Source organism: Chryseobacterium lacus (assembly GCF_003336205.1).
Classification (GTDB): domain Bacteria; phylum Bacteroidota; class Bacteroidia; order Flavobacteriales; family Weeksellaceae; genus Chryseobacterium_A; species Chryseobacterium_A lacus.
Window position 1 is genome coordinate 55,601 of the sequence record NZ_QPIE01000002.1, and the last position, 19,152, is coordinate 74,752.

18 protein-coding genes are annotated in these 19,152 nt (G+C 39.6%); 10 read left to right on the plus strand and 8 right to left on the minus strand.

Annotated features, from left to right (window positions below; translation table 11 throughout):
• Positions 1-3 precede the first annotated feature (3 nt).
• Genes DQ356_RS02335 through DQ356_RS02355 form a run of 5 tightly spaced genes read right to left on the minus strand, consistent with a single transcriptional unit; the run spans position 4 to position 7,241 of the window.
• Positions 4-999: a PD-(D/E)XK motif protein gene (locus DQ356_RS02335; protein WP_166413039.1), complete on the minus strand. Its 996-nt coding sequence runs from the start codon at positions 997-999 to the stop codon at positions 4-6.
• Positions 986-3,766 carry a Z1 domain-containing protein gene (locus DQ356_RS02340; RefSeq protein ID WP_114302869.1) on the minus strand — a complete coding sequence of 927 codons (2,781 nt, stop codon included), beginning with the start codon at positions 3,764-3,766 and terminating at the stop codon, positions 986-988. The genes DQ356_RS02335 and DQ356_RS02340 overlap by 14 nt, the downstream gene beginning before the upstream one ends.
• Complete coding sequence (locus DQ356_RS02345) at positions 3,763-5,241, minus strand: ATP-binding protein (protein ID WP_114302870.1); 1,479 nt, start codon at positions 5,239-5,241, stop codon at positions 3,763-3,765. The genes DQ356_RS02340 and DQ356_RS02345 overlap by 4 nt, the downstream gene beginning before the upstream one ends.
• Positions 5,234-5,989 carry a DUF3883 domain-containing protein gene (locus tag DQ356_RS02350; protein WP_114302871.1) on the minus strand — a complete coding sequence of 252 codons (756 nt, stop codon included), beginning with the start codon at positions 5,987-5,989 and terminating at the stop codon, positions 5,234-5,236. Before DQ356_RS02350 ends, DQ356_RS02345 begins: the two co-directional genes overlap by 8 nt.
• Positions 5,979-7,241, minus strand: a complete 1,263-nt coding sequence (locus DQ356_RS02355; protein ID WP_114302872.1) for a DNA cytosine methyltransferase — start codon at positions 7,239-7,241, stop codon at positions 5,979-5,981. The genes DQ356_RS02350 and DQ356_RS02355 overlap by 11 nt, the downstream gene beginning before the upstream one ends.
• A gap of 754 nt (positions 7,242-7,995) precedes the next feature.
• On the opposite strand from DQ356_RS02355, the gene DQ356_RS02360 reads away from it, so the two are divergent.
• A complete protein-coding gene (locus DQ356_RS02360) occupies positions 7,996-8,637 on the plus strand; it encodes a DUF6266 family protein (protein ID WP_114302873.1) in 642 nt (213 codons plus the stop codon).
• A 74-nt stretch (positions 8,638-8,711) separates the two neighbouring features.
• On the opposite strand, the gene DQ356_RS02365 is transcribed toward DQ356_RS02360, so the two are convergent.
• Both DQ356_RS02365 and DQ356_RS02370 read right to left on the minus strand, forming a co-directional pair.
• The gene (locus DQ356_RS02365) at positions 8,712-8,972 is read right to left on the minus strand and encodes a helix-turn-helix domain-containing protein (RefSeq protein WP_114302874.1); all 261 of its coding nucleotides are present in this window, start codon (positions 8,970-8,972) and stop codon (positions 8,712-8,714) included.
• A gap of 251 nt (positions 8,973-9,223) precedes the next feature.
• Complete coding sequence (locus tag DQ356_RS02370) at positions 9,224-9,580, minus strand: hypothetical protein (protein ID WP_114302875.1); 357 nt, start codon at positions 9,578-9,580, stop codon at positions 9,224-9,226.
• 817 nt (positions 9,581-10,397) lie between these two features.
• On the opposite strand from DQ356_RS02370, the gene aroC reads away from it, so the two are divergent.
• From aroC to DQ356_RS02390, 4 genes are all read left to right on the plus strand, one after another.
• Entirely contained in the window at positions 10,398-11,456 is a 1,059-nt protein-coding gene (gene aroC / locus DQ356_RS02375; RefSeq protein ID WP_114302876.1) for a chorismate synthase, read from the plus strand.
• 44 nt (positions 11,457-11,500) lie between these two features.
• Positions 11,501-12,064: a thioredoxin family protein gene (locus DQ356_RS02380; protein WP_114302877.1), complete on the plus strand. Its 564-nt coding sequence runs from the start codon at positions 11,501-11,503 to the stop codon at positions 12,062-12,064.
• Positions 12,065-12,068: 4 nt separating this feature from the next.
• A complete protein-coding gene (locus DQ356_RS02385) occupies positions 12,069-12,620 on the plus strand; it encodes a TlpA family protein disulfide reductase (protein ID WP_114302878.1) in 552 nt (183 codons plus the stop codon).
• 98 nt (positions 12,621-12,718) lie between these two features.
• Entirely contained in the window at positions 12,719-13,060 is a 342-nt protein-coding gene (locus tag DQ356_RS02390; RefSeq protein ID WP_114303136.1) for a YkvA family protein, read from the plus strand.
• A gap of 81 nt (positions 13,061-13,141) precedes the next feature.
• Here the strand turns inward: DQ356_RS02390 and der are convergent, their stop codons facing one another.
• Positions 13,142-14,452: a ribosome biogenesis GTPase Der gene (gene der, locus DQ356_RS02395; RefSeq protein ID WP_114302879.1), complete on the minus strand. Its 1,311-nt coding sequence runs from the start codon at positions 14,450-14,452 to the stop codon at positions 13,142-13,144.
• Positions 14,453-14,627: 175 nt separating this feature from the next.
• On the opposite strand from der, the gene DQ356_RS02400 reads away from it, so the two are divergent.
• The 5 genes from DQ356_RS02400 to DQ356_RS02420 all read left to right on the plus strand — a co-directional run bounded on the left by DQ356_RS02400 (position 14,628) and on the right by DQ356_RS02420 (position 19,075).
• Positions 14,628-15,104: a heme-binding domain-containing protein gene (locus tag DQ356_RS02400; RefSeq protein WP_114302880.1), complete on the plus strand. Its 477-nt coding sequence runs from the start codon at positions 14,628-14,630 to the stop codon at positions 15,102-15,104.
• A 2-nt stretch (positions 15,105-15,106) separates the two neighbouring features.
• On the plus strand, positions 15,107-15,520 hold the full coding sequence (locus DQ356_RS02405) for a thiol-disulfide oxidoreductase DCC family protein (protein ID WP_114302881.1): 414 nt from the start codon (positions 15,107-15,109) through the stop codon (positions 15,518-15,520).
• Between the two features lie 29 nt (positions 15,521-15,549).
• A complete protein-coding gene (locus DQ356_RS02410; RefSeq protein WP_114302882.1) occupies positions 15,550-16,218 on the plus strand; it encodes a DUF4290 domain-containing protein in 669 nt (222 codons plus the stop codon).
• Positions 16,218-17,525, plus strand: coding sequence for a UDP-N-acetylglucosamine 1-carboxyvinyltransferase (gene murA / locus DQ356_RS02415; protein ID WP_114302883.1), 1,308 nt, complete (start codon positions 16,218-16,220; stop codon positions 17,523-17,525). Before DQ356_RS02410 ends, murA begins: the two co-directional genes overlap by 1 nt.
• A 140-nt stretch (positions 17,526-17,665) precedes the next feature.
• Positions 17,666-19,075, plus strand: coding sequence for an alkaline phosphatase (locus tag DQ356_RS02420; protein WP_114302884.1), 1,410 nt, complete (start codon positions 17,666-17,668; stop codon positions 19,073-19,075).
• Positions 19,076-19,152 lie beyond the last annotated feature (77 nt).

The window sequence follows — 19,152 nt, forward strand, 5'->3', positions numbered from 1 at the left end:
ATGTTATTGTATTTCTCCCAAAAGAGTTTGGTGGTTAATTCTCCATTCCTCTGATTCAGAAAGGACAATAGAATATCTCACATCTCCAACACCTATAGGGATTTGATTTTCAGTTATCCTTGGGAAATTACCCGTAACTCGGTATATATTTTCTTGACGAAGAGTGTAACCTCTCTCATCATAAAGAGGTTTGTGAATATCATAATATCCAGATTCCAATAATTTCAGCTTAAATAGGTTGGAAGCCATTGTGTTATCATTCAATAATTCCGAAACTTCGTCAATTAGTATATTCAATGATTCACCGTTTCCCACTCTTACATCTAGCGAAAGATGAAATAAAAATATTTTTTCAATGATGGAATCGTCTAACTGTCTTTCACTCGTGATATGAATTTTTTGATGATTGTTACCGTGTGTAGTTTTTACTTCAACTGCCCAGTTTGAGTATTGAAAATCTTGAATAGACTTTTCTGGGCCAAGCCAAGATTTAATACAATAGTTTTTATCAGAATTATTAGTCAAGAAAAATCGTAAAAAATAAATTTCACCGTAAAGCCCCCTTTGTGCTTCGTCTGATAAACCTTTTTTACCAACTTTTTCAAACAAAGACTGCCATTTAGCCAACCGCTCCAATAGTTTTTCTACCAAGGTTTGTTCTGTTGACACGTCTGATACTCCGAATATCAAATCTTCGCAAAGCGTAGAGAAAATATCTTTGTGCTGTTTGTTTAGTAAGAGAATTAGTAAAAATTTCTTCGATTTATCTCTTTCATCTAGTAGCGTTTCAATCTTGATGTCTTTGAGTTTATTCCATTGGTTTTCATCAAATGGGAATGTAGCACTTATTTTAAATGCTATGCACCGTAATTTTTCTGGAGCTTTTAATGCGATAAAAACATCCGGCAGTACTTCTGCCGAATACCTCTTATAAAGTAAGCCTGAATGATTGGAAGTCTCACTCTCTAATCCAATCCAAATATTTTCAATCTTCGTCATCTCCATATTCTTCGAATTCTTCTTCAACCACATCAAATCTGTCGAGTAACTCCTCATTTACAGCGTAAGATACTGGTGCGTTAAAATTACTTTTTGGGAAACTTATTGCATAGCCTACAAAAGGGCTGGTTCCTTTTGGCAGGGGATATTTTTCAAGACTTTCTTCTGGGTCAAGTAAATAGATTATTAATAATGGCCTTCTTGGGTCTCTTAATTCATTTCTAACTATTTGTCCATTTGGATACATTGCTTCACCTTCTTTTTTTCTATGAAGATTGGTCAATTCCATCGCTCGTGATTTCTCAGCATCCGTAAAATCAATAAATTCGTCAGATGGACTTATTATATGAGACTTTCTTAAATAGTAAAGTTGTTCGCTAGAATTCTTATCATCTTCTGTCCTTTTCCATTGACCGATTGAAACAGTATTACCACTAACAACAAAATAAGAGGTGTTTTTGGCGTTTGGCTTAGTCATTAGGGCGACTCTCCAATCGGTTAGTTCTCCATTTCGCAATTGAGTAGTAATGAACTGAATTATTTTCCTAGGTTCTGCTTTTTTAAGGTTTTCCACGGATTGAATTCCCTCAAAAAAGTTGATGACTTGTTCAGCTGGGATATCATACCAAACAAAAGCATTTGGTTTAGAAACAAAATTAGCTGGTAACCCTGATATAAATTTTTGAGTGTTACTAAGGTTGTTGTCTATAGTCGAAATATCTTTTTTAAACTCGTAAGATTCGACCAATCTACCTGCCCAAGATATTTGAACCGTAGTTGCTGAACGCATTTTGTTCGTTGCAGAAATTTGAAGAACACCAGGGTGAGTTCTCACTCTTAAAGCATATTGTTCTGGCGTTGAACCTGCAATATCCGACATATAGTCAAACTCTTCTCTTAGCTCCTCAGAGGCTTGTGTTATATGGCAGAACCACTCATTCAATTCTCTACTTGTAAAAAGTCTGCATAAGTCAACATAACCACCCCTATAACCAAACCAACGCCCCATTTGCATAAGTGTATCATACATTCTTGATGCTCTTAAATAGTAGCTAACGGAAAGTCCTTCTAAAGTCAAACCTCTGGATAGCTTGTTTCCCCCAACTGCAATTACTGAAAGTCCGTCTTTGTGGTCATAATAGTCAAGTGCTTCACCAGACCCACCGTGAATAGCTTTTACTTTTATTCGTTGAACAGCGTCATTTAAATGCTCTAGTACATCACTCCATTTATGCACAGTAATTTGTGAATCAATTTCTTTTAAAGGTGAGTTGAGAATTTGTTCTGAAATGGAAACATAAGATTTATATCCATTTAAATCTGTTTCAAAAGTATTTCTGAACAGTTCTAATGTTGTCTTATCATTTTGATCTATTCGATTTCTGTAGTCGACTAATTGGTTAGAAATTAAATCAGTAATAAAATCTTGCCACCGTTGGAATCTGGAAACGTGGATTAACATTGAATTATGAACTGCTGTTTGCCCTCTTAATCTTCTAATCGCACAAGTGATGATAAAACAACGAATAGCCCTTTTCAAGGACTCTGGTAATGATGAAGGTAGTTGGTCATCTTTTTTATGTCTGTCCGGAACAAATCCACTGTAATCATTTATTCTGTTTACAATTGGCAAAACAGTATTTGAAGCCTCGTCTTCCTCTAATGGACTGAATCCGAATACTTTTTCGGGTCCAATATAGTTTGAAGGAGCTGGAATATTTTTTATGAAGTTTCTAGGAAATAAATTTTGGTCATCCAGCGGAATGAAAATATTGGCAAAAGGTGTAGCTGTGTAGCCAACATAAGCACTTTTATTAAATAGATTAAGAATATCTCGTATTTGCCCATTTATTCTTGTTGGTTCTCGTTCTTTTTTATTGGTATTGATTGAGGCGTTATCGGCTTCGTCATCAATAACCAAAATTGCTTTTTCGCGAATGGCCTTTCTCAAATCAGAATCTTCTTTGGCGTTTGCTGATAGCCATCCATACAAATGTCTCAATGGACTTGGATTCTTCTTCATTACTGCTATTAAGGTATCCGAAGTATCAAAATTTAAACCTAGGGAATTTGCTACAGCCTGTTTAAAATCCCCATTTTCTTCACTTGAAGTAAGGGAATGGGCCACATTTTTATTTGAGTAACTTGGTTGACCTACTCCAATTCTAATATTCTTCGTTATTAATGCACGTTTATGTTTTGTGTCAAAACCTAAAAAACTTTCGTCAATTCTAAGCTGGGTTTGGCTTCTTAAATTATTATGTATTCCTGCCAGCACTATAATTAACCCAAAACCGGCATCAGCTGCTTTGCAAATTAGACCTGTATAATTTGCAGTTTTTCCTGATTGTACTTGACCAACTACAAGACCTTTTTTGTTTACTTTTATTTTTTCTGTTGGGTCAAATAAATTATCTAGAATACTATCCGTGAGCCTATCGAGTTTGTTAATAACATCTGGAGCAAAGTTTTTTTCTTCTTCAAGGTGCTGCTTATAATTACCCCAAAAACCATTTGCAAAATCAATTTTAGCTCTTTTTTCACTTAACCAAGGTAAATTTTCATCTGCTTTTTCTATCGACCTGAATTCATCTTGACGGATGGTAAAAAGCTCCTCAACTTTTCTGATTAACATTTCTCTTGAATCAGGAATTGGGAGGTTCATTTTCATAAAAGTATCAACTGCCGTTTCCACTTCCTGAACAGTAACGGAAGACTTTCCGAAAAGTAGTTGCCTAATTATTTTTATTGGATCTATGTTGCTCATTCGGTTATAAATTCTATGTATTCGGGATAAAAATTAAAAGGTTCAGTGTTAAGAATTCGTGCTTTTGCTTTTTCAACAGAAAGTCCACTTGCTACAAATCCGTTAAAAAGTTTTTGCATTGTTTCCTTAATTGCGTTGTGGTCTATTCCTTCAAATGGTTGCCCGTGTGGTTTTTCATTTTCGCTTTCTTGAAGCGCGATTAAAGGCACAGGTATTGTTTCCTCAATGAACTGAATTACTTTTTCAATTTCTTTTTTTAAATCGCCTGATTTAGAAAGTAATTCATTTAAAAGCGGGTGATTCCGATTTATTTTATAGAATCTTTTACCGTGTCTGGCTCTTTCTTCCCAAAACGGAAAATATTCATCCGATGCCAATTTTCTTTTAAGCACCTTGCCCTTGTGTCTATAAACCTCTACAGCTTGATTTCTAACATCTTTTGTTAGTGCAAGAATTTGTTCACGGTAAATTGAAGGAGGTCTAGCGATAGATTTCTTGATGTCAATTTGCCAGTCATCATCAAAATTATTTGGTAAGTCAATTTGAATTCTACAAAGGTCATAATGTCCCTCTTTTTTAAAAAGACCAAGCCAATCGCCAGCAACTAACAATCTGCGATTTCTATAAACATAGAAACCTTGATGAGCTGTCCAACTATCTTTTGGACCTTTTCCATAATTATATTGTTCTGCTGAAAGTTTCGACCGGTGTGGAAGCACAAAACCTTTAATCTTTATTGAACCACCTTCTAATCTTGTTTCGGGTTTGCTTTGTAAATTATCTATTCCAATCATAAATGGATCCCAAGATTTTATTTCCCTCTCACGTAAATAGATTTTTAAACCTTCGTCCATATACCTATGAAAAACCATAGATAAGTGAGATTTTACAGAATCCATTATTCCAAAAAACTTACTTTTTGCTTCTTCATTATCTTCTGAAGTATCTTTTGTAAGTCTATCCAAATCCCACCAAATTACACAAGTGCCTGTCTCAACAGTTTCTATTTTCTTAGTCCAGTTTTCTACGTTAGGAATGTATCTAATTAATTTCCATACTTTTTCTTGATTGACAAAGTCCAAATCCCAAGTCCAAAATACAGGCTTGTAACCCTTAGCTTTAGAGAAAACAGTAAATTTTCTTGATTGCGAAAATGAAGCAGTTTTTAATCCTAAACCAAAACGACCTAAATCATCTCGATTTCTTTCATCTAATGGATTTTTGCTTCCAGGACGCATAGCTTGAATGAGTTGTTCATTATTCATCCCAGTGCCATCATCTAAAATAGACAATGTTGTGTTTGAACCTTTCCAATCGTAATCAATCCATATATTTTTCGCTCCAGCAGTAATCGAATTATCAATAATATCAGCGATTGCAGTTTCAATAGAATAACCAATCGCTCGAAAGGTTTCAATCATTGAGCTTGCCTCTGGTTCTGCGGAAGTGGATGGTATGTTGGTGTAGTCAATCATTTATTCCTTGTAATTCGTTATTTGAAACACTCCACTGCACTTGGACTGTTTGGATTATATTCTTTTTGGGATTTAATTTTGAAAATGGGTCATTTATGAAGGAAATTTCAGGAGAATCATTAATGTTTGACACAATACAAACTGTATATCGTGACCTTTCTCGTTTTGCAGTTTCCCATTCTTTATTTGTAAAGAGAAGTCCGCCTATATTACTAGCCAGTCCTTTAACTTCAATGAAATGTTGATATGATTTAGATTTGATTTCAAAATCATATCCACATCCTAAATCTCGCGAATCAATTAACTCGCCTGCAACAGGCAAATTATTTAATCTATGATATTCAATAAAAAACTGTTCAGCTTTTTTTCCTGTTGGACCTCTTAGTATAAAAATCGGATTAGTAATGACTTCATTTTCTGAGTTATCTATTTCAGGCAAATCAATCTTATTCCCATTTATAATTTCCACTGCTATTTGTCTTATATCAAATTCCTCCAACTGCTCAAATTGGGAAATAATATTTGAAATTGTTTTTCTTGGTTGTCTCTGATGCCAACCTGCTCTATGTCCGTGAAATGGATCAAACTCATCTCTCCAATTTTTTATAGTATGTTTGTTAATTTGAAGCTTGTCAGATAAATCATCAAAAGCATCTTTCCAAGTTTTGTATCCTAAATTATTAACAGCATCATCATTGAAACGTGACAAATAGTAAGAGACAACAATAGCTTGTTCTTTATTTTTCATTCTTCAAAACTTTAAACAATTCTTCAGCTATTTTTTTTGCCATTAAAGGTGGTACTGCATTCCCAATTTGTTTAAAAGCAGCTGTTCTATTAGCTCCTTCCTTTTCTCCTTCAAAATAATAGTCATCTGGAAAAGATTGTAGTCGTGCTGCTTCTCTTACGCTGATTGATCTATTTTGCTTAATATCAGGGTGAATATAGTAATGTCCATCTTTGGCAATATGGGCGACTACTGTTTGCGAGTAGGGTAAGTCAGAAGCAACCACCTTAAATCTGTCAAAAAATGAAGTGCGATTTTGATGGGTCTTTAATCTTTCTGGTAAATCATTGTAGTTTAATCGTTCTTGCTTTTTATCCCATTTCTGTACAGCAATTCTGTATATTTCTTTATCTTGCTCTCTATGTGGTCTTGCAATATGTTGGGTTAAAATATCAATACCATTCCGTAAAGCGTGAGATTTTAAGTATTCCGTTGCTTTAGTTTTGTATTTTAAAAATCTGTCTACACCTTCACCAGCTTTTATCACAGGCAAATCTTCCAACAAATCTTTAACTAAATAATTATTTTCAATTGCAATTTCTTCCAGATTTGGTATACTAATCTTTTTGTTTTTTTGCCAACCTAGTATGATAATTCGTTTTCTGTTTTGCAATACTCCAAAGTTTTTTGCTTCAAGCGTATGCAGTTTTATTTGATAGCCTTTTTTGTTAAAAATCTTTTCCATCTCTTCGAGATAGTGTCCACCTTTAGCAGACTTTAATCCCAAAACATTTTCAAAAACAAACATATTAGGCTTATATCTTTCTAAGTATTTAGCATATTGAATAAAGAGGTAATTTCTTGGGTCACCTACCATTTTGGTTTTGGACCGTGAGCGTCCAACTAATGAATATGCTTGGCACGGAGGACCACCAATAATTAAATCAACCTTTCTTTTTCCTAGGCTTTTCTTTATTTGCTGGTGTATAGTTTCATTGTGCTCATCTCCAATTGGAAGGTTAATAACAGAGTCCAAAATGTCTTTTGGCACACTTAAATATAATTGCTCACGAGTTATTTCTCCTTTAAGATAAGAAATGTAAATTTTATAGTTGTTGGTAGCTTTTAAGTAATGGTAAGCTGCTCTTGTTCTCAGAGTATTACATGCAGAATTTTCAATTTCAACGTGAGCAATAGGCTCAAAACCAGCTTGGATAAATCCTTCTGAAAGTCCTCCTGCTCCTGCAAATAAGTCTATGAAATTGTATGTCATTATTATCTTCTCTAATTATTTTTTTCTGTTCAACAGCTTGAAATTAAGCTTATTTCTGACAAGGAATTACTTATAAATAATGCGTCGGAAAACACCTGAAAATGTCTGCCATTTTTTGTATTGCCCAACATTCAAATATAGTAATTGTCACTAATATAACCACAATCGCTTATGAAGTAATCCAATATTTATTGAGTATGGTTCATTAACTGACAATTAATTAGAGTAGATTTTGCAAATCAGCTTCTCACACTCCATCCATCATCTTCCTCATCAGCGATATCTGCTCCAAATGATAATAACCGTGCTCGATAACGCCTTCTATATTTTCAGAAAAGTTCCGTATCGCTCATCGATAAACGTCTTGTCATTTGCTCAACCAATCGTCAAACTTTTAAACGTTTTCAAAAAAGCCTGCAACGCTCGACGCCTGTTTTCGCAAACAAAAACTTGTTTTTTTTATAAGAAAAATCTCTTTTCCTTCTTCCTTTTGTTCGGGTACGGTTCGGGTCTCCTTCGGATCGTGTTCGGTAAAATGGGGGTTTTACCGAAGGTTTACCGAACACGACCCGAACAACATCCGAACAAAACCACTTTTCTGTTACCCGTGTTCTTTTTCACTACCGGACAGTATTCGGACAGTTACAGGACCTCTTCGGGCATTACCCGGTAAAATGACGTCAACCCGCTCTACAAGCTTGTTTACATGGATTTGCGTGCGTATGTTTGTAACTCATTTTAAACACTTTTTGCAATGGCAGAGATTAAAAAAGGAATCCTGGGAGGATTCAGTGGTACCGTAGGTACCGTAGTAGGAACCAATTGGCGCGGCAAGGACATTATCAAAAGCCGCCCCAGAGCGTCCAGGAAAGCTCCAACTGCAAAGCAGCTGGAGCAGAGGGTTAAATTTTCAGCAGCGGTAGGTTTTCTTACGCCGCTGAAAGAAGTGCAGAATGCCTATTTTGGCAGCAACTCAGGAGCCAGGTCGCGCCTGAACCTTTCGGTATCACAGATGATACGGGAAGCGATGGAAATGACGGGGGATGTACCTCAGATTATTTTCAACAAGGTGCAGGTGACCAAAGGAGAACTAACCGGATTGATGAACCCCGAAGTGGCTCCCGGTACAGGCAATGTTCTGGAGTTTACGTGGGAGGACAATTCGGATCAGGCGAAATCCAGTGCAGACGATGTATTCTCCACGGTGTGTTACTGTTCAGACCTGAAGGAGTTTCACCTCACGGATGGTCCGGCAACCAGAAGCACGATGACTGAACAGGTCAGCATGCCTGCTGCCTTTGCAGGAAAAGAGGTACAGGTGTATGCCTTCCTTCACGCTGCTGACGGCGGCATCGCCTGCAATTCGGTGTATCTGGGTGCGGTTACCCTTCAGTAACCCGCAGGATGCCACAAGTAAGGCCGTTTCACGAATTGTGAAACGGCCTTCTTCTTCAGAATAAAAAGTAAAAATCAGCTTCTCCCTCTCATTCTTTTGCGGATGCTTCTGAGGGTAGATTTGGGATAGTAAAACTTCCCGTTCATCTTGGCATATCTTACCAGACCCTGTTGTCTCCAGCGATAAAGTGTTCTATCACTGATATGCAGCATACTTTTCAGATCCGCATTGTCATAAAACCCTTCATCTTCCTCCTCAACCTTTTGCAATAATGCTTTTAAAGTCTGTGCAAGATCAAGAAGCATCTGCTCCATGTTGTCGTTTTCATTCATCATTAAAATGTTATGAATTTGAACCCCTGCTTACTCGTTCCGGGCAGGACTCGGATGGAAGATTGGGCCGTACTCTGTAAGGCAGGAACATAAAAAAAAGTGTTAAATTAAAGCAAAAGGCTGCTTCTAAATGAACTTTTTTGTAGTTTCGCGTTTACAAAGCAGGAGGTTGATGTATCTTCCAGACATCGCTTCCTCTCTTGGTGAATAAGAAGTCCATTACTTTTCGAGGGTGCAGGGCTTCTTTTTTTTTTTTATTTTTTGATCACTCTCTTGACCAGTTGGTAATGGTTTTCTTCATCCATTCGCCTGATGTCAAAAATAGTGGTGTCTTCTGAAGTATAATCAATATCCAAATCCTGCAGCAGGCTTTTAGCATTTATATAATAATACGCTCCCGCCTTGGCTATATTAAAGGTCTCATCGTCCGCCTGGCTGAACATCAGTATCACCAGCTGATCGTTCTCATCAAACCCGAATTTAGCAAACTTGTATTTATTCAGGTTTAAAAGCTCCATCGCTCCTTTTGAGAATCCTAATTTCCCTGTCTTGTGCACCGTAATTTTCGCCGGTGCATGACTTTCTTTTGGCTTCAGTATTCTTATTTTCATACCATTTCTTTTAGTTTAATATCACAAAAATATACTTTTGATTCCAATTTACAAAATTACTTTGCAAAATATTTATCCACAATCTTCTGATCTGTAATGTTATATATGTACATGTGCAAGTTTAAAACCCTTGTTACAAGCATTTAATCACCATTAAATCTCTTGTATTGTTCTCTCATTTTTTAATTAATGTTTCTTTTTGTGTTTACTTTTTTAATTACTTGCATATTTGCAAATAACCTCTGGAGTGCATCGCCTTTCAAGACAATCAGCAAGCAATCATACCAGTCCCTACACAATAAACCGATTAACCAGCGTACTAAGTGAATAAGTTAGCAAGTGAATAAGCAAATAAGCGAATAAGCGAATAAGCGAATAAGCGAATAAGCAAAATTACAACAAAACAGATATCCGCTGTGGCTTCGAGTACCTCAGCCACCCGAGGCGACTAACCATATAAACGATTAATCACTTAACCGAAAAGCAAATTCGCAAATTTGCTGATTTGCAAATTTGCCCATTAAACAACTAACCGATTAACCAATTAAACCAATATTCACCATTCCCTTTTTGCGTTTTATAATCGTGAAATCCGTGAGAACTAAAATCCACTTTGGTTTCGAGAGCCTCAGCCACCCGAACCGATTAACCATCTAACTATCTAAACGATTAATCACTTAACCCAAAAGCAAATTCGCAAATTTGCTGATTTGCAAATTTTCCCACTAAACAACTAACCGATTAACCAAATAACCTTCTCAAAACAATTAACTAATTAACCGATGAATCCATTCCGCAAATTGCTTATCTTTGTCCTATGTTCAGTTTTGGAAATTTTCTGACTTTATCTACTTTCGGCGAGAGCCACGGTGAAGCCTATGGTGGCATCATCCAGAATGTCCCTGCCGGACTGACCATTGATTTCAAAGCCATTCAGCACCAACTGAACCGCCGGAGACCGGGACAAAGTTCTCTGGTGACCCAAAGAAAGGAAAGCGATACCGTTACTTTTCTGTCCGGAATTTTCGAAGGAAGAACCACTGGCACCCCCATCGGTTTTCACATCAGAAATGAAGATCAGAAGCCCAAAGATTATCAGCACCTCGCAGACACCTACCGTCCCAGCCATGCCGATTTCACCTACGAGCAGAAGTACGGCATCCGCGATTACCGTGGTGGCGGAAGATCATCTGCCCGGGAAACCCTCAACTGGGTAGCGGCAGGAGCTTTGGCGAAACAGCTCATCCCTGAGGTGCAGATTCAGGCCTATGTTTCCTCTGTAGGGGAAATATTTTGTGAGAAACCGTATCAGAAGCTGGACTTATCAAAAACAGACGACAGTGAAATCCGTTGTCCGGATCCTCACACCGCTGCCAGGATGACAGCAGAAGTAAAAAGAATAAAAAAAGAAGGCAACACCATTGGAGGAACCATCACCTGCGTGGTAAGAAACCTTCCGGCCGGAATTGGAGAACCCGTGTTCGGGAAATTACAGGCCGAACTGGCCAAAGCCATGATGAACATCAATGCCGCAAAAGGCTTCGAATACGGAAGCGGTTTCTGCGGTGCAAAAATGACCGGAGCCGAACACAACGATATTTTCAATCCTGATTTTACCACCAAAACCAACCTTTCAGGAGGCATACAGGGCGGGATCTCCAACGGAATGGACGTGTATTTCCGGGTCGCATTCAAGCCGGTCGCCACCCTGCTGCGGCCGCAGCCCAGCGTAGATAGGGACGGCCAACCGGTAACGCTGGAAGGGAGAGGACGGCACGACGCCTGTGTAGTTCCCCGGGCAGTACCCATAGTAGAAAATCTCGCCGCATTTGTCCTGGCAGATTTGATGCTGATCAACAAATTAAGAACTTTCTGATAACATGTCGGATGAGGATAAAGAATTAAAAACACAGTAATACAATGAAAACATATTGGGAGAAATCCATCACCTTCGACGAATATATGAAGGTGGCCAAAGAAAGAGTAAGCCATCCAAGAAATGAGGCTGATGAAGAAATGAAGGAATACTACGACCTCGGGTTGCAGCGGATGGAACGCACCCTGAAAACCTTCAGAAAGGAAGAGGAGCAGCTGGAAACCCTGAAGAAGAAAAACTTCAAAGGAAAAATTCTTATCGTTACCGAACCCTGGTGCGGCGATGCGAGTGCTACAGTACCCGCAGTCAGCCAATTTTTTGAAGGCCATAACGAAGTCCGCATCTTCCTTCGCGATGAGGATACTTCCCTCATTGACCAATTTCTCACCAACGGAACCCAGTCCATCCCTATCGTGATTCTTCTGAATGAAAATTATGAACTGATCGCCCATTGGGGACCGCGTCCGGCCTTCGGAACGGAGCTTCTGGCAAAATTCAAGGCGGATCCTGAAGCCTATCCGAGAGAAGAGTTTTACAATGACCTGCAAGTCTATTACGCAAAAAACCGCGGCAAAGATGCCATAACAGAAATATTAGAATTAATGTAAAACCATGAAGTTCTTCAGAAAAAATATCATTTACCTCCTCCTGCTGGGTGTGCTGGCAGCCATATTTTTAATTCCCGGTGCCAAAGATTTCCTGAAAGACCGTTTTTTTCCCGTCGCCGCCATTGAAGAAGCGGTTCATGTGGAAGATACGGCCTACGATATTGTGCTGAAAGGCATTAATGTTCCGGATGCCAATTTCAAAGATTTTAAAGGGAAGAAGACGGTATTCCTGAATTTTTGGGGAACCTGGTGTGCGCCGTGCCGGGAAGAATGGCCCACCATTGAAGCCCTCTACGAATCCCGGAAAGACAAGATGGATTTCGTGCTTATTGCGATGATGGACAAGGAAGAAGATGTCCGTAAATTTGTAGAAGAAAAAGGGTATACCGCACCGGTGTATCTCGCGGAAAGCCCCATCAGCGGAAAAATTCTGCCTAAGGTATTTCCGACTACTTTTATTCTGGACAAAAACGGAAGAATCCTGCTGAAGGAAACCTCCTCCAAAGACTGGAATACAGATGCTGTTCATCAGTTTATCGACAGGATTGCCCCTTAGACACCTGGATAAAGTAGAGCAGCTTTTGGCAAGTAAATTGATAAAGTATGGACATTGAAATGACTCGAACAAAAAACATTTCCATACCAAACACAAAAATGAAATATTCAAAAATAGAACTTGCAAAACAGGCCATCAAACACAAAGGCCTGATGAGGAAAATCCCCGACATCTACAGGATGATAAAGTACTGGAGAAAAGGAATTTATCCTGTGAACTCCATCGATATGATTCTGCCGATCCTCGGAATTCTCTATATCATCTCTCCTATCGACCTGCTGCCGGAAATTGCGGTGCCTGTTCTGGGAATAGCGGATGATTTGGCTGTACTTTCCTTAACTTTGCCTAAATTGCTGAAGGAAGTGGACAAGTTTCTCCTCTGGGAAGCAAAGCAAAAAGGCAATTTACAAAACATATCCGATGCCAAAATCATCGGGTAAGTGACCATAGAGGTGATCCTGATGAGCATGTATCCGGGTTTTTTTATCCTTTTTAAAATTTATTGGTTGAAGTAGAATACTTTATTTCTGCCTGAAATACACTTCGATGGGAACACCGGTAAAACCAAAATGTTTCCGAAGCTGATTTTCCGTATACCTTTTATAAGGCTCCTTCACATACTGCGGAAGATTGCAGAAAAACACAAACTGCGGCGAGGGAGTTCCCAGCTGAACGCAGTATTTAATCTTAATATATTTTCCTTTCAAAGCAGGCGGCGGATTGTTTTCAAACACCGGAAGCATCACTTCATTCAGTTGAGAAGTCTTGATTTTCTTCTTGCGGTTTTCGAACACTTCCATCGCGGTATCGACGGCTTTCAGAATTCTCTGTTTCGTTAATGCAGAAACGAACAGTACCGGAATATCTGTAAACTGCCCGATTTTATTTTTGATGGTTGCTTCAAAATCCCGCATCGTGTTGGTGTGTTTGTCTTCTACAAGATCCCATTTGTTCACCAGAATCACGATTCCTTTTCTGTTTTTCTGTGCAATGCCGAAAATATTCATGTCCTGGCTTTCCCAGCCTTGAGTGGCATCCACCATAATGATGACTACATCGGAATTTTCAATAGCTCGCACGGAGCGCATCACGGAATAAAACTCGAGATTTTCGCTTACCTTGGCTTTCCTCCGCATTCCGGCAGTATCTACCAATACAAACTCGTGCCCGAATTTATTGTACAGGGTTTCAATACTGTCGCGCGTGGTTCCGGCAATATCGGTCACAATATTTCTATCGTGATCCAGCAGCGCATTGATCAGAGTGGATTTCCCTACATTCGGACGGCCGGCAATGGTGATTTTAGGAAGGCCTTCAAAAGGATCTTTATAATCTTTAGTCGGAAAATCTTTTACGATATCATCCAGCAGCTCTCCGGAACCCGAACCTGTTGCAGAAGACATGGTGTAATATTTATCAATTCCCAAAGAATAAAACTCGGTGGCAGGAAGCTCTTCTTTGGCAGAATCTACCTTGTTGATCACGATATACACAGGTTTTCCGGAACGACGGAGCATTTCATTAATTTCTCTGTCTGTATCGGTTAGGCCTTCCTCCACGTTCATCATAAAGATAATGGAAGTAGCTTCATCGATGGCCAACTGCACCTGTCTTGCGATTTCTTCCTGGAAAATATCTTCGGTATTCACTTCATATCCACCGGTATCGATGACGGTAAATTCAATTCCATTCCAGTCGGATTTCCCGTAATGACGGTCACGGGTAACGCCTGCGGTAGCATCCACGATGGCTTCCCTGCGTTCCAGAAGACGGTTAAAAAGTGTTGATTTCCCTACATTGGGACGGCCTACAATGGCGACAATGTTGCTCATAAAATTTTGTTTAATAATTCTTCTTGAGAAAGAATGTTGATTATTAATGGGTTACCCGGACTTTCCGAGCCCAAAAATTTCGGCAAAGATAATGTTTTCTCCCTTAGCATGGGCAAATACATCATTTTACAAAATCAATGGGAATTTTGTACATTTAAACACTAAAATCCAGCGTATGAAAAAAATACTAATTGTATTGGTTGTCCTTCTGATCCTGATTCAGTTTTTCAGAATTGACAAGGCTAATCCGCCCGTAAATCCCGGGATGGATTTTCTGACTATAAAAGAAACTCCGCAGAATACTGCCTCTCTGATTCGCAACGCATGTTACGATTGCCACAGCAATGAAACCAAATATCCGTGGTATTCCAATTTCCAGCCCGTCGGTTGGTTTTTGAAAGATCATATTGATGAAGGCCGCAAAAAACTCAATTTTTCCCTGTTCGCTACCTATGAGCCCAAAAGGCAGGCACACAAATTGCATGAAGCAGCCGAAGTAACAGAAAATGGTGAAATGCCGATGGATTCTTATCTTATCGGTCATCCTGAAGCGCAGATTACCGATGAAGAACGAAAAATACTGGCTGATTATTTCAGGAAAATAGAAACGGATATCAGAATCAGTCACCGGCTTCCGGCAGAGGAAGAATAATTATGAACAAACACCCCGACTCTTCCAAATACTATATTTTTTATGACGGAGCATGTAGCTTCTGCAATTATTGGATTCAATGGATTCTGAAAAACGACCGTAAGGACCAGTTTCTTTTTTCTCCGCTGCAGTCCGCATTTGGACAAAAATTCCTTCAGGAAAGAAATCTGCCGCGACAGCAACTCAACACCCTGTATCTCTGGAGGCCGAATTCTTTTTATTATGTTAAATCTGAAGCTGTCTTGGAAATCGCAAAACTTTTGGGCGGGAAATACCAGTTGATGACTGCTTTCAAACTCTTCCCGAAGTTCTTTTCGGACTGGGTATATGACAGAATTGCCAGAAACAGAAGCAAACTTCCGGGAGCACAATGCCATGTTCCTACGGCACAGCAGAAAGAAAAATTTATTGAATAAAAGACCTTCAAATCCTTATATTTGCATTTATGGAATACAATACCGACAGAACCCATTTATATATGCCAGAGTATGGAAGAATTGTCCAAAGCTTGGTAGAACGCTGCAAAACTCTTGAAGACAGAGACGAGCGCAATACAATGGCCAAAGCCATCATTGATTTTATGGGGCAAAGAAATCCGCAACTTCGCGACGAAGAAAACTACAAACATAAACTCTGGGATCATCTTTTTATCATGGCTGATTTCGATCTGGATGTAGATTCTCCGTATCCCATTCCGCCCAAAGGGGAAAGAATGAAAAAACCTGCGAAAATGGAATATCCTGCCCTTCAGGGCGACTTCAAATTCTATGGGAAAAGTATTCTTCAGCTTATTGAAAAAGCTATTGCACTGGAAGAAGGCGATGAAAAAGATGCTCTTATTGAAGTGATTGCCAATAACATGAAAAAATCCTACAACATTTATAATAAAGAACATGTGACGGATGATGTGATCTTCAGGCATTTAAAAGAACTCTCCGAAAACCGTCTGGATCTTACGGGAATCGACAGTCTGGAGAAAAGTAAAATTTACTACAGTGCCACCAAGAATAAAAATCAGCAAAATAAAAACCAGGGACAAAGTCAAAGTCAAAACGGTAACCGCAACAAGCAGAGAAATCAGCAAAACCAGCAAAATAAAACCCGGCGAAAATAATGAACGGAACATTTGAGATCAAAGGAGGAAAACAACTGAAGGGAGAAATTACGCCGCAAGGAGCCAAAAATGAAGCTTTGCAGATTCTTTGTGCAGTGTTGTTGACAGATGAAGAAGTACGGATCAACAATATTCCGGATATTCATGACGTGAACAGGCTGATCGAAATTTTAGGTGCGATGGGCGTGGAAATTCAGAAACATGGCAAAGGCGATTATTCCTTCAAAGCCGAAACGCTGGATTTTAATTACATCCAATCGCCGGAGTTCAAAAAAGAAAGTGCCAGACTGCGGGGTTCCATTATGCTGCTGGGCCCGATGCTCGCCCGCTTTGGAAAAGCTTCCATGCCTACTCCCGGCGGCGATAAAATTGGGAGAAGACGATTGGATACCCATTTCCAAGGCTTCACAGAATTAGGAGCCGAATTCCGGTATGATGAAAAAGAAGGATGTTATAGCCTGAAGGCCAAAGAATTGCAAGGAAAGTTTATCCTTTTGGAAGAAGCTTCGGTTACCGGTACCGCGAATATCATCATGGCGGCCGTTCTGGCCAAAGGAAAAACGAGAATTTACAACGCGGCTTGCGAACCTTATATTCAACAGCTTTGCCGAATGCTCAACAGAATGGGCGCGGTAATTTCCGGAGTCGGATCCAATCTGCTCACCATAGAGGGCGTTCCCCACCTACGCGGAACGGAACACACGATGCTTCCCGATATGATAGAAATCGGTTCGTGGATCGGCATGGCAGCCATGACGAAATCAGAAATCACCATCAAAAATGTAAGTTGGAATCATTTGGGCGTTATTCCGGGAGTTTTCAGAAAACTGGGAATTGCCATGGAACGTCACAATGACGATATTTATATTCCGGCACAGGAACAATATACCATTCAGAAATTCATTGACGGTTCGATCCTTACCGTAACAGATGCGCCCTGGCCGGGCTTCACGCCAGATCTGCTTTCCATTATTCTGGTGGTGGCAACACAGGCTCGGGGAACTGTTCTGATCCATCAGAAAATGTTTGAATCCCGATTGTTTTTTGTTGATAAACTGATTGATATGGGTGCGCAGATCATCCTTTGCGATCCTCATAGAGCTACGGTGGTGGGCCTGAATCATGAATTCCCGTTGCGGGGTACTACCATGATTTCCCCTGACATCCGAGCCGGGAATGCACTGCTGATTGCCGCTCTCTCTGCGGAAGGAACATCTGTCATTCATAACATTGAGCAAATTGATCGTGGTTACGAAAATATTGATGGAAGATTGAAGGCATTAGGCGCAGAGATCACAAGAATATAAAAAAAAGTGACATTCCATTTCTCTCGCAAGTGCTTCTGATACTACTACACTAAAAGCGATTTATCCCGGTAAAAACAGCTTTTTAAAATTCATATTGGGTTAATACGTGTTTGTTTACATTTGAAAAAAAATTGGGAATAATGAGAAGACGTGATTTCTTGAAAGGCGGCTCACTAGCATTTGGAGGATTGCTTTTAACACCTATTGGCACTAAAGCCAATATCATAAAAGAAGAATTTGGCAAAAAAAAAGCCAAGAACATCATCTTTATGGTGAGCGACGGAATGAGCGCAGGAACCCTGAACATGGCAGATATCTACAGCAGAAGAAAGTTGGGAAGGCCGTCGCACTGGATTTCCCTATATGAAGATAATTTGGCACAAAGAGGACTGATGGATATGGCTTCTGCCAACTCTATTGTCACCGATTCTGCAGCAGCCAGCTCTTCGTGGGGAGGAGGACATCGGGTAAACAACGGCAGTATCAATATCGGCGCGAATGGCGAAGAGTACCTTCCCATCCTTCAAAAATTTAAAAAAGCAGGGAAGAAAGTAGGATGTGTCACCACGGTTCCGATTACCCATGCTACACCAGCCGGATTTTCCGTGTTTACCAAAAACAGAAATTCTCAGGAGGAAATTGCCTCCCTGTATTCAGAACTGGGATTTGATGTGATGATGGGCGGGGGACATAAATATTTTGATGCAGCACAACGAAAAGACAAAAAAGATCTCTATTCCGTTTTCAGAAACAAAGGCTATGCTGTAGCACGAAATAAAGCGGAAATGAATGCCGCACCTCAAAACAAACCGTTGCTGGCTACTTTTGATGAAGATGGACTTCCTTATTCTACAGATCAGTTCAGCAGCAGTTTTATAAAAAATAATATTCCGACTTTGGCAGAAATGACTTCGAAAGCCATCAACCTGATGAAAGACCATAAAGAAGGTTTTGTAATGCAGGTGGAAGCCGGAAAAGTGGACTGGGCAGCGCACGGAAATGACATCGCCGGACTTCTTTATGATCAGCTCGCTTTTGATGATGCCTTGAAAGTGGCACTTGATTTCGCAAAAAAAGACGGAAATACTCTGGTGGTTATCACTTCTGATCATGGAAATGCAAATCCGGGACTGATTTATGGTAAAGAAGTCAACAATAATTTTGACCGGATTCAGAAATTTTCGCAAACCAATGAATGGATTCTTCAGGGAATTCAGGCGTCTGACAGCATCAGCACCATAAAAGACAGAATTGCGCAGGCGAATGCCGGAATTAAAATCACCGATGAACAAGCCAAAGAAATCCTCTCTTTTTATTCTAAAGCCAAGAGAGAAGACGGGATTTACAACCCGAGACATCTCCCTTTCAAACTGCTTTCGCAGATTCAGCAGGAATTTACTTCCGTAGGCTGGATCAGTATGGATCACTCAGCGGATTATACCGAACTTGCAATGTACGGCCCGGGTAGCGATCAAATGAAGCCTTTCATGAAGAATACCGACATACATACTTTCCTGCTGAAAGCAGCACAGGTGGAAAATAAATTTTAAACAGAACAAAACGCTTCGGAAAACCGAAGCGTTATTGATTTAGATGAATAAAAGAATTTTATTGAATCCAGAACTTG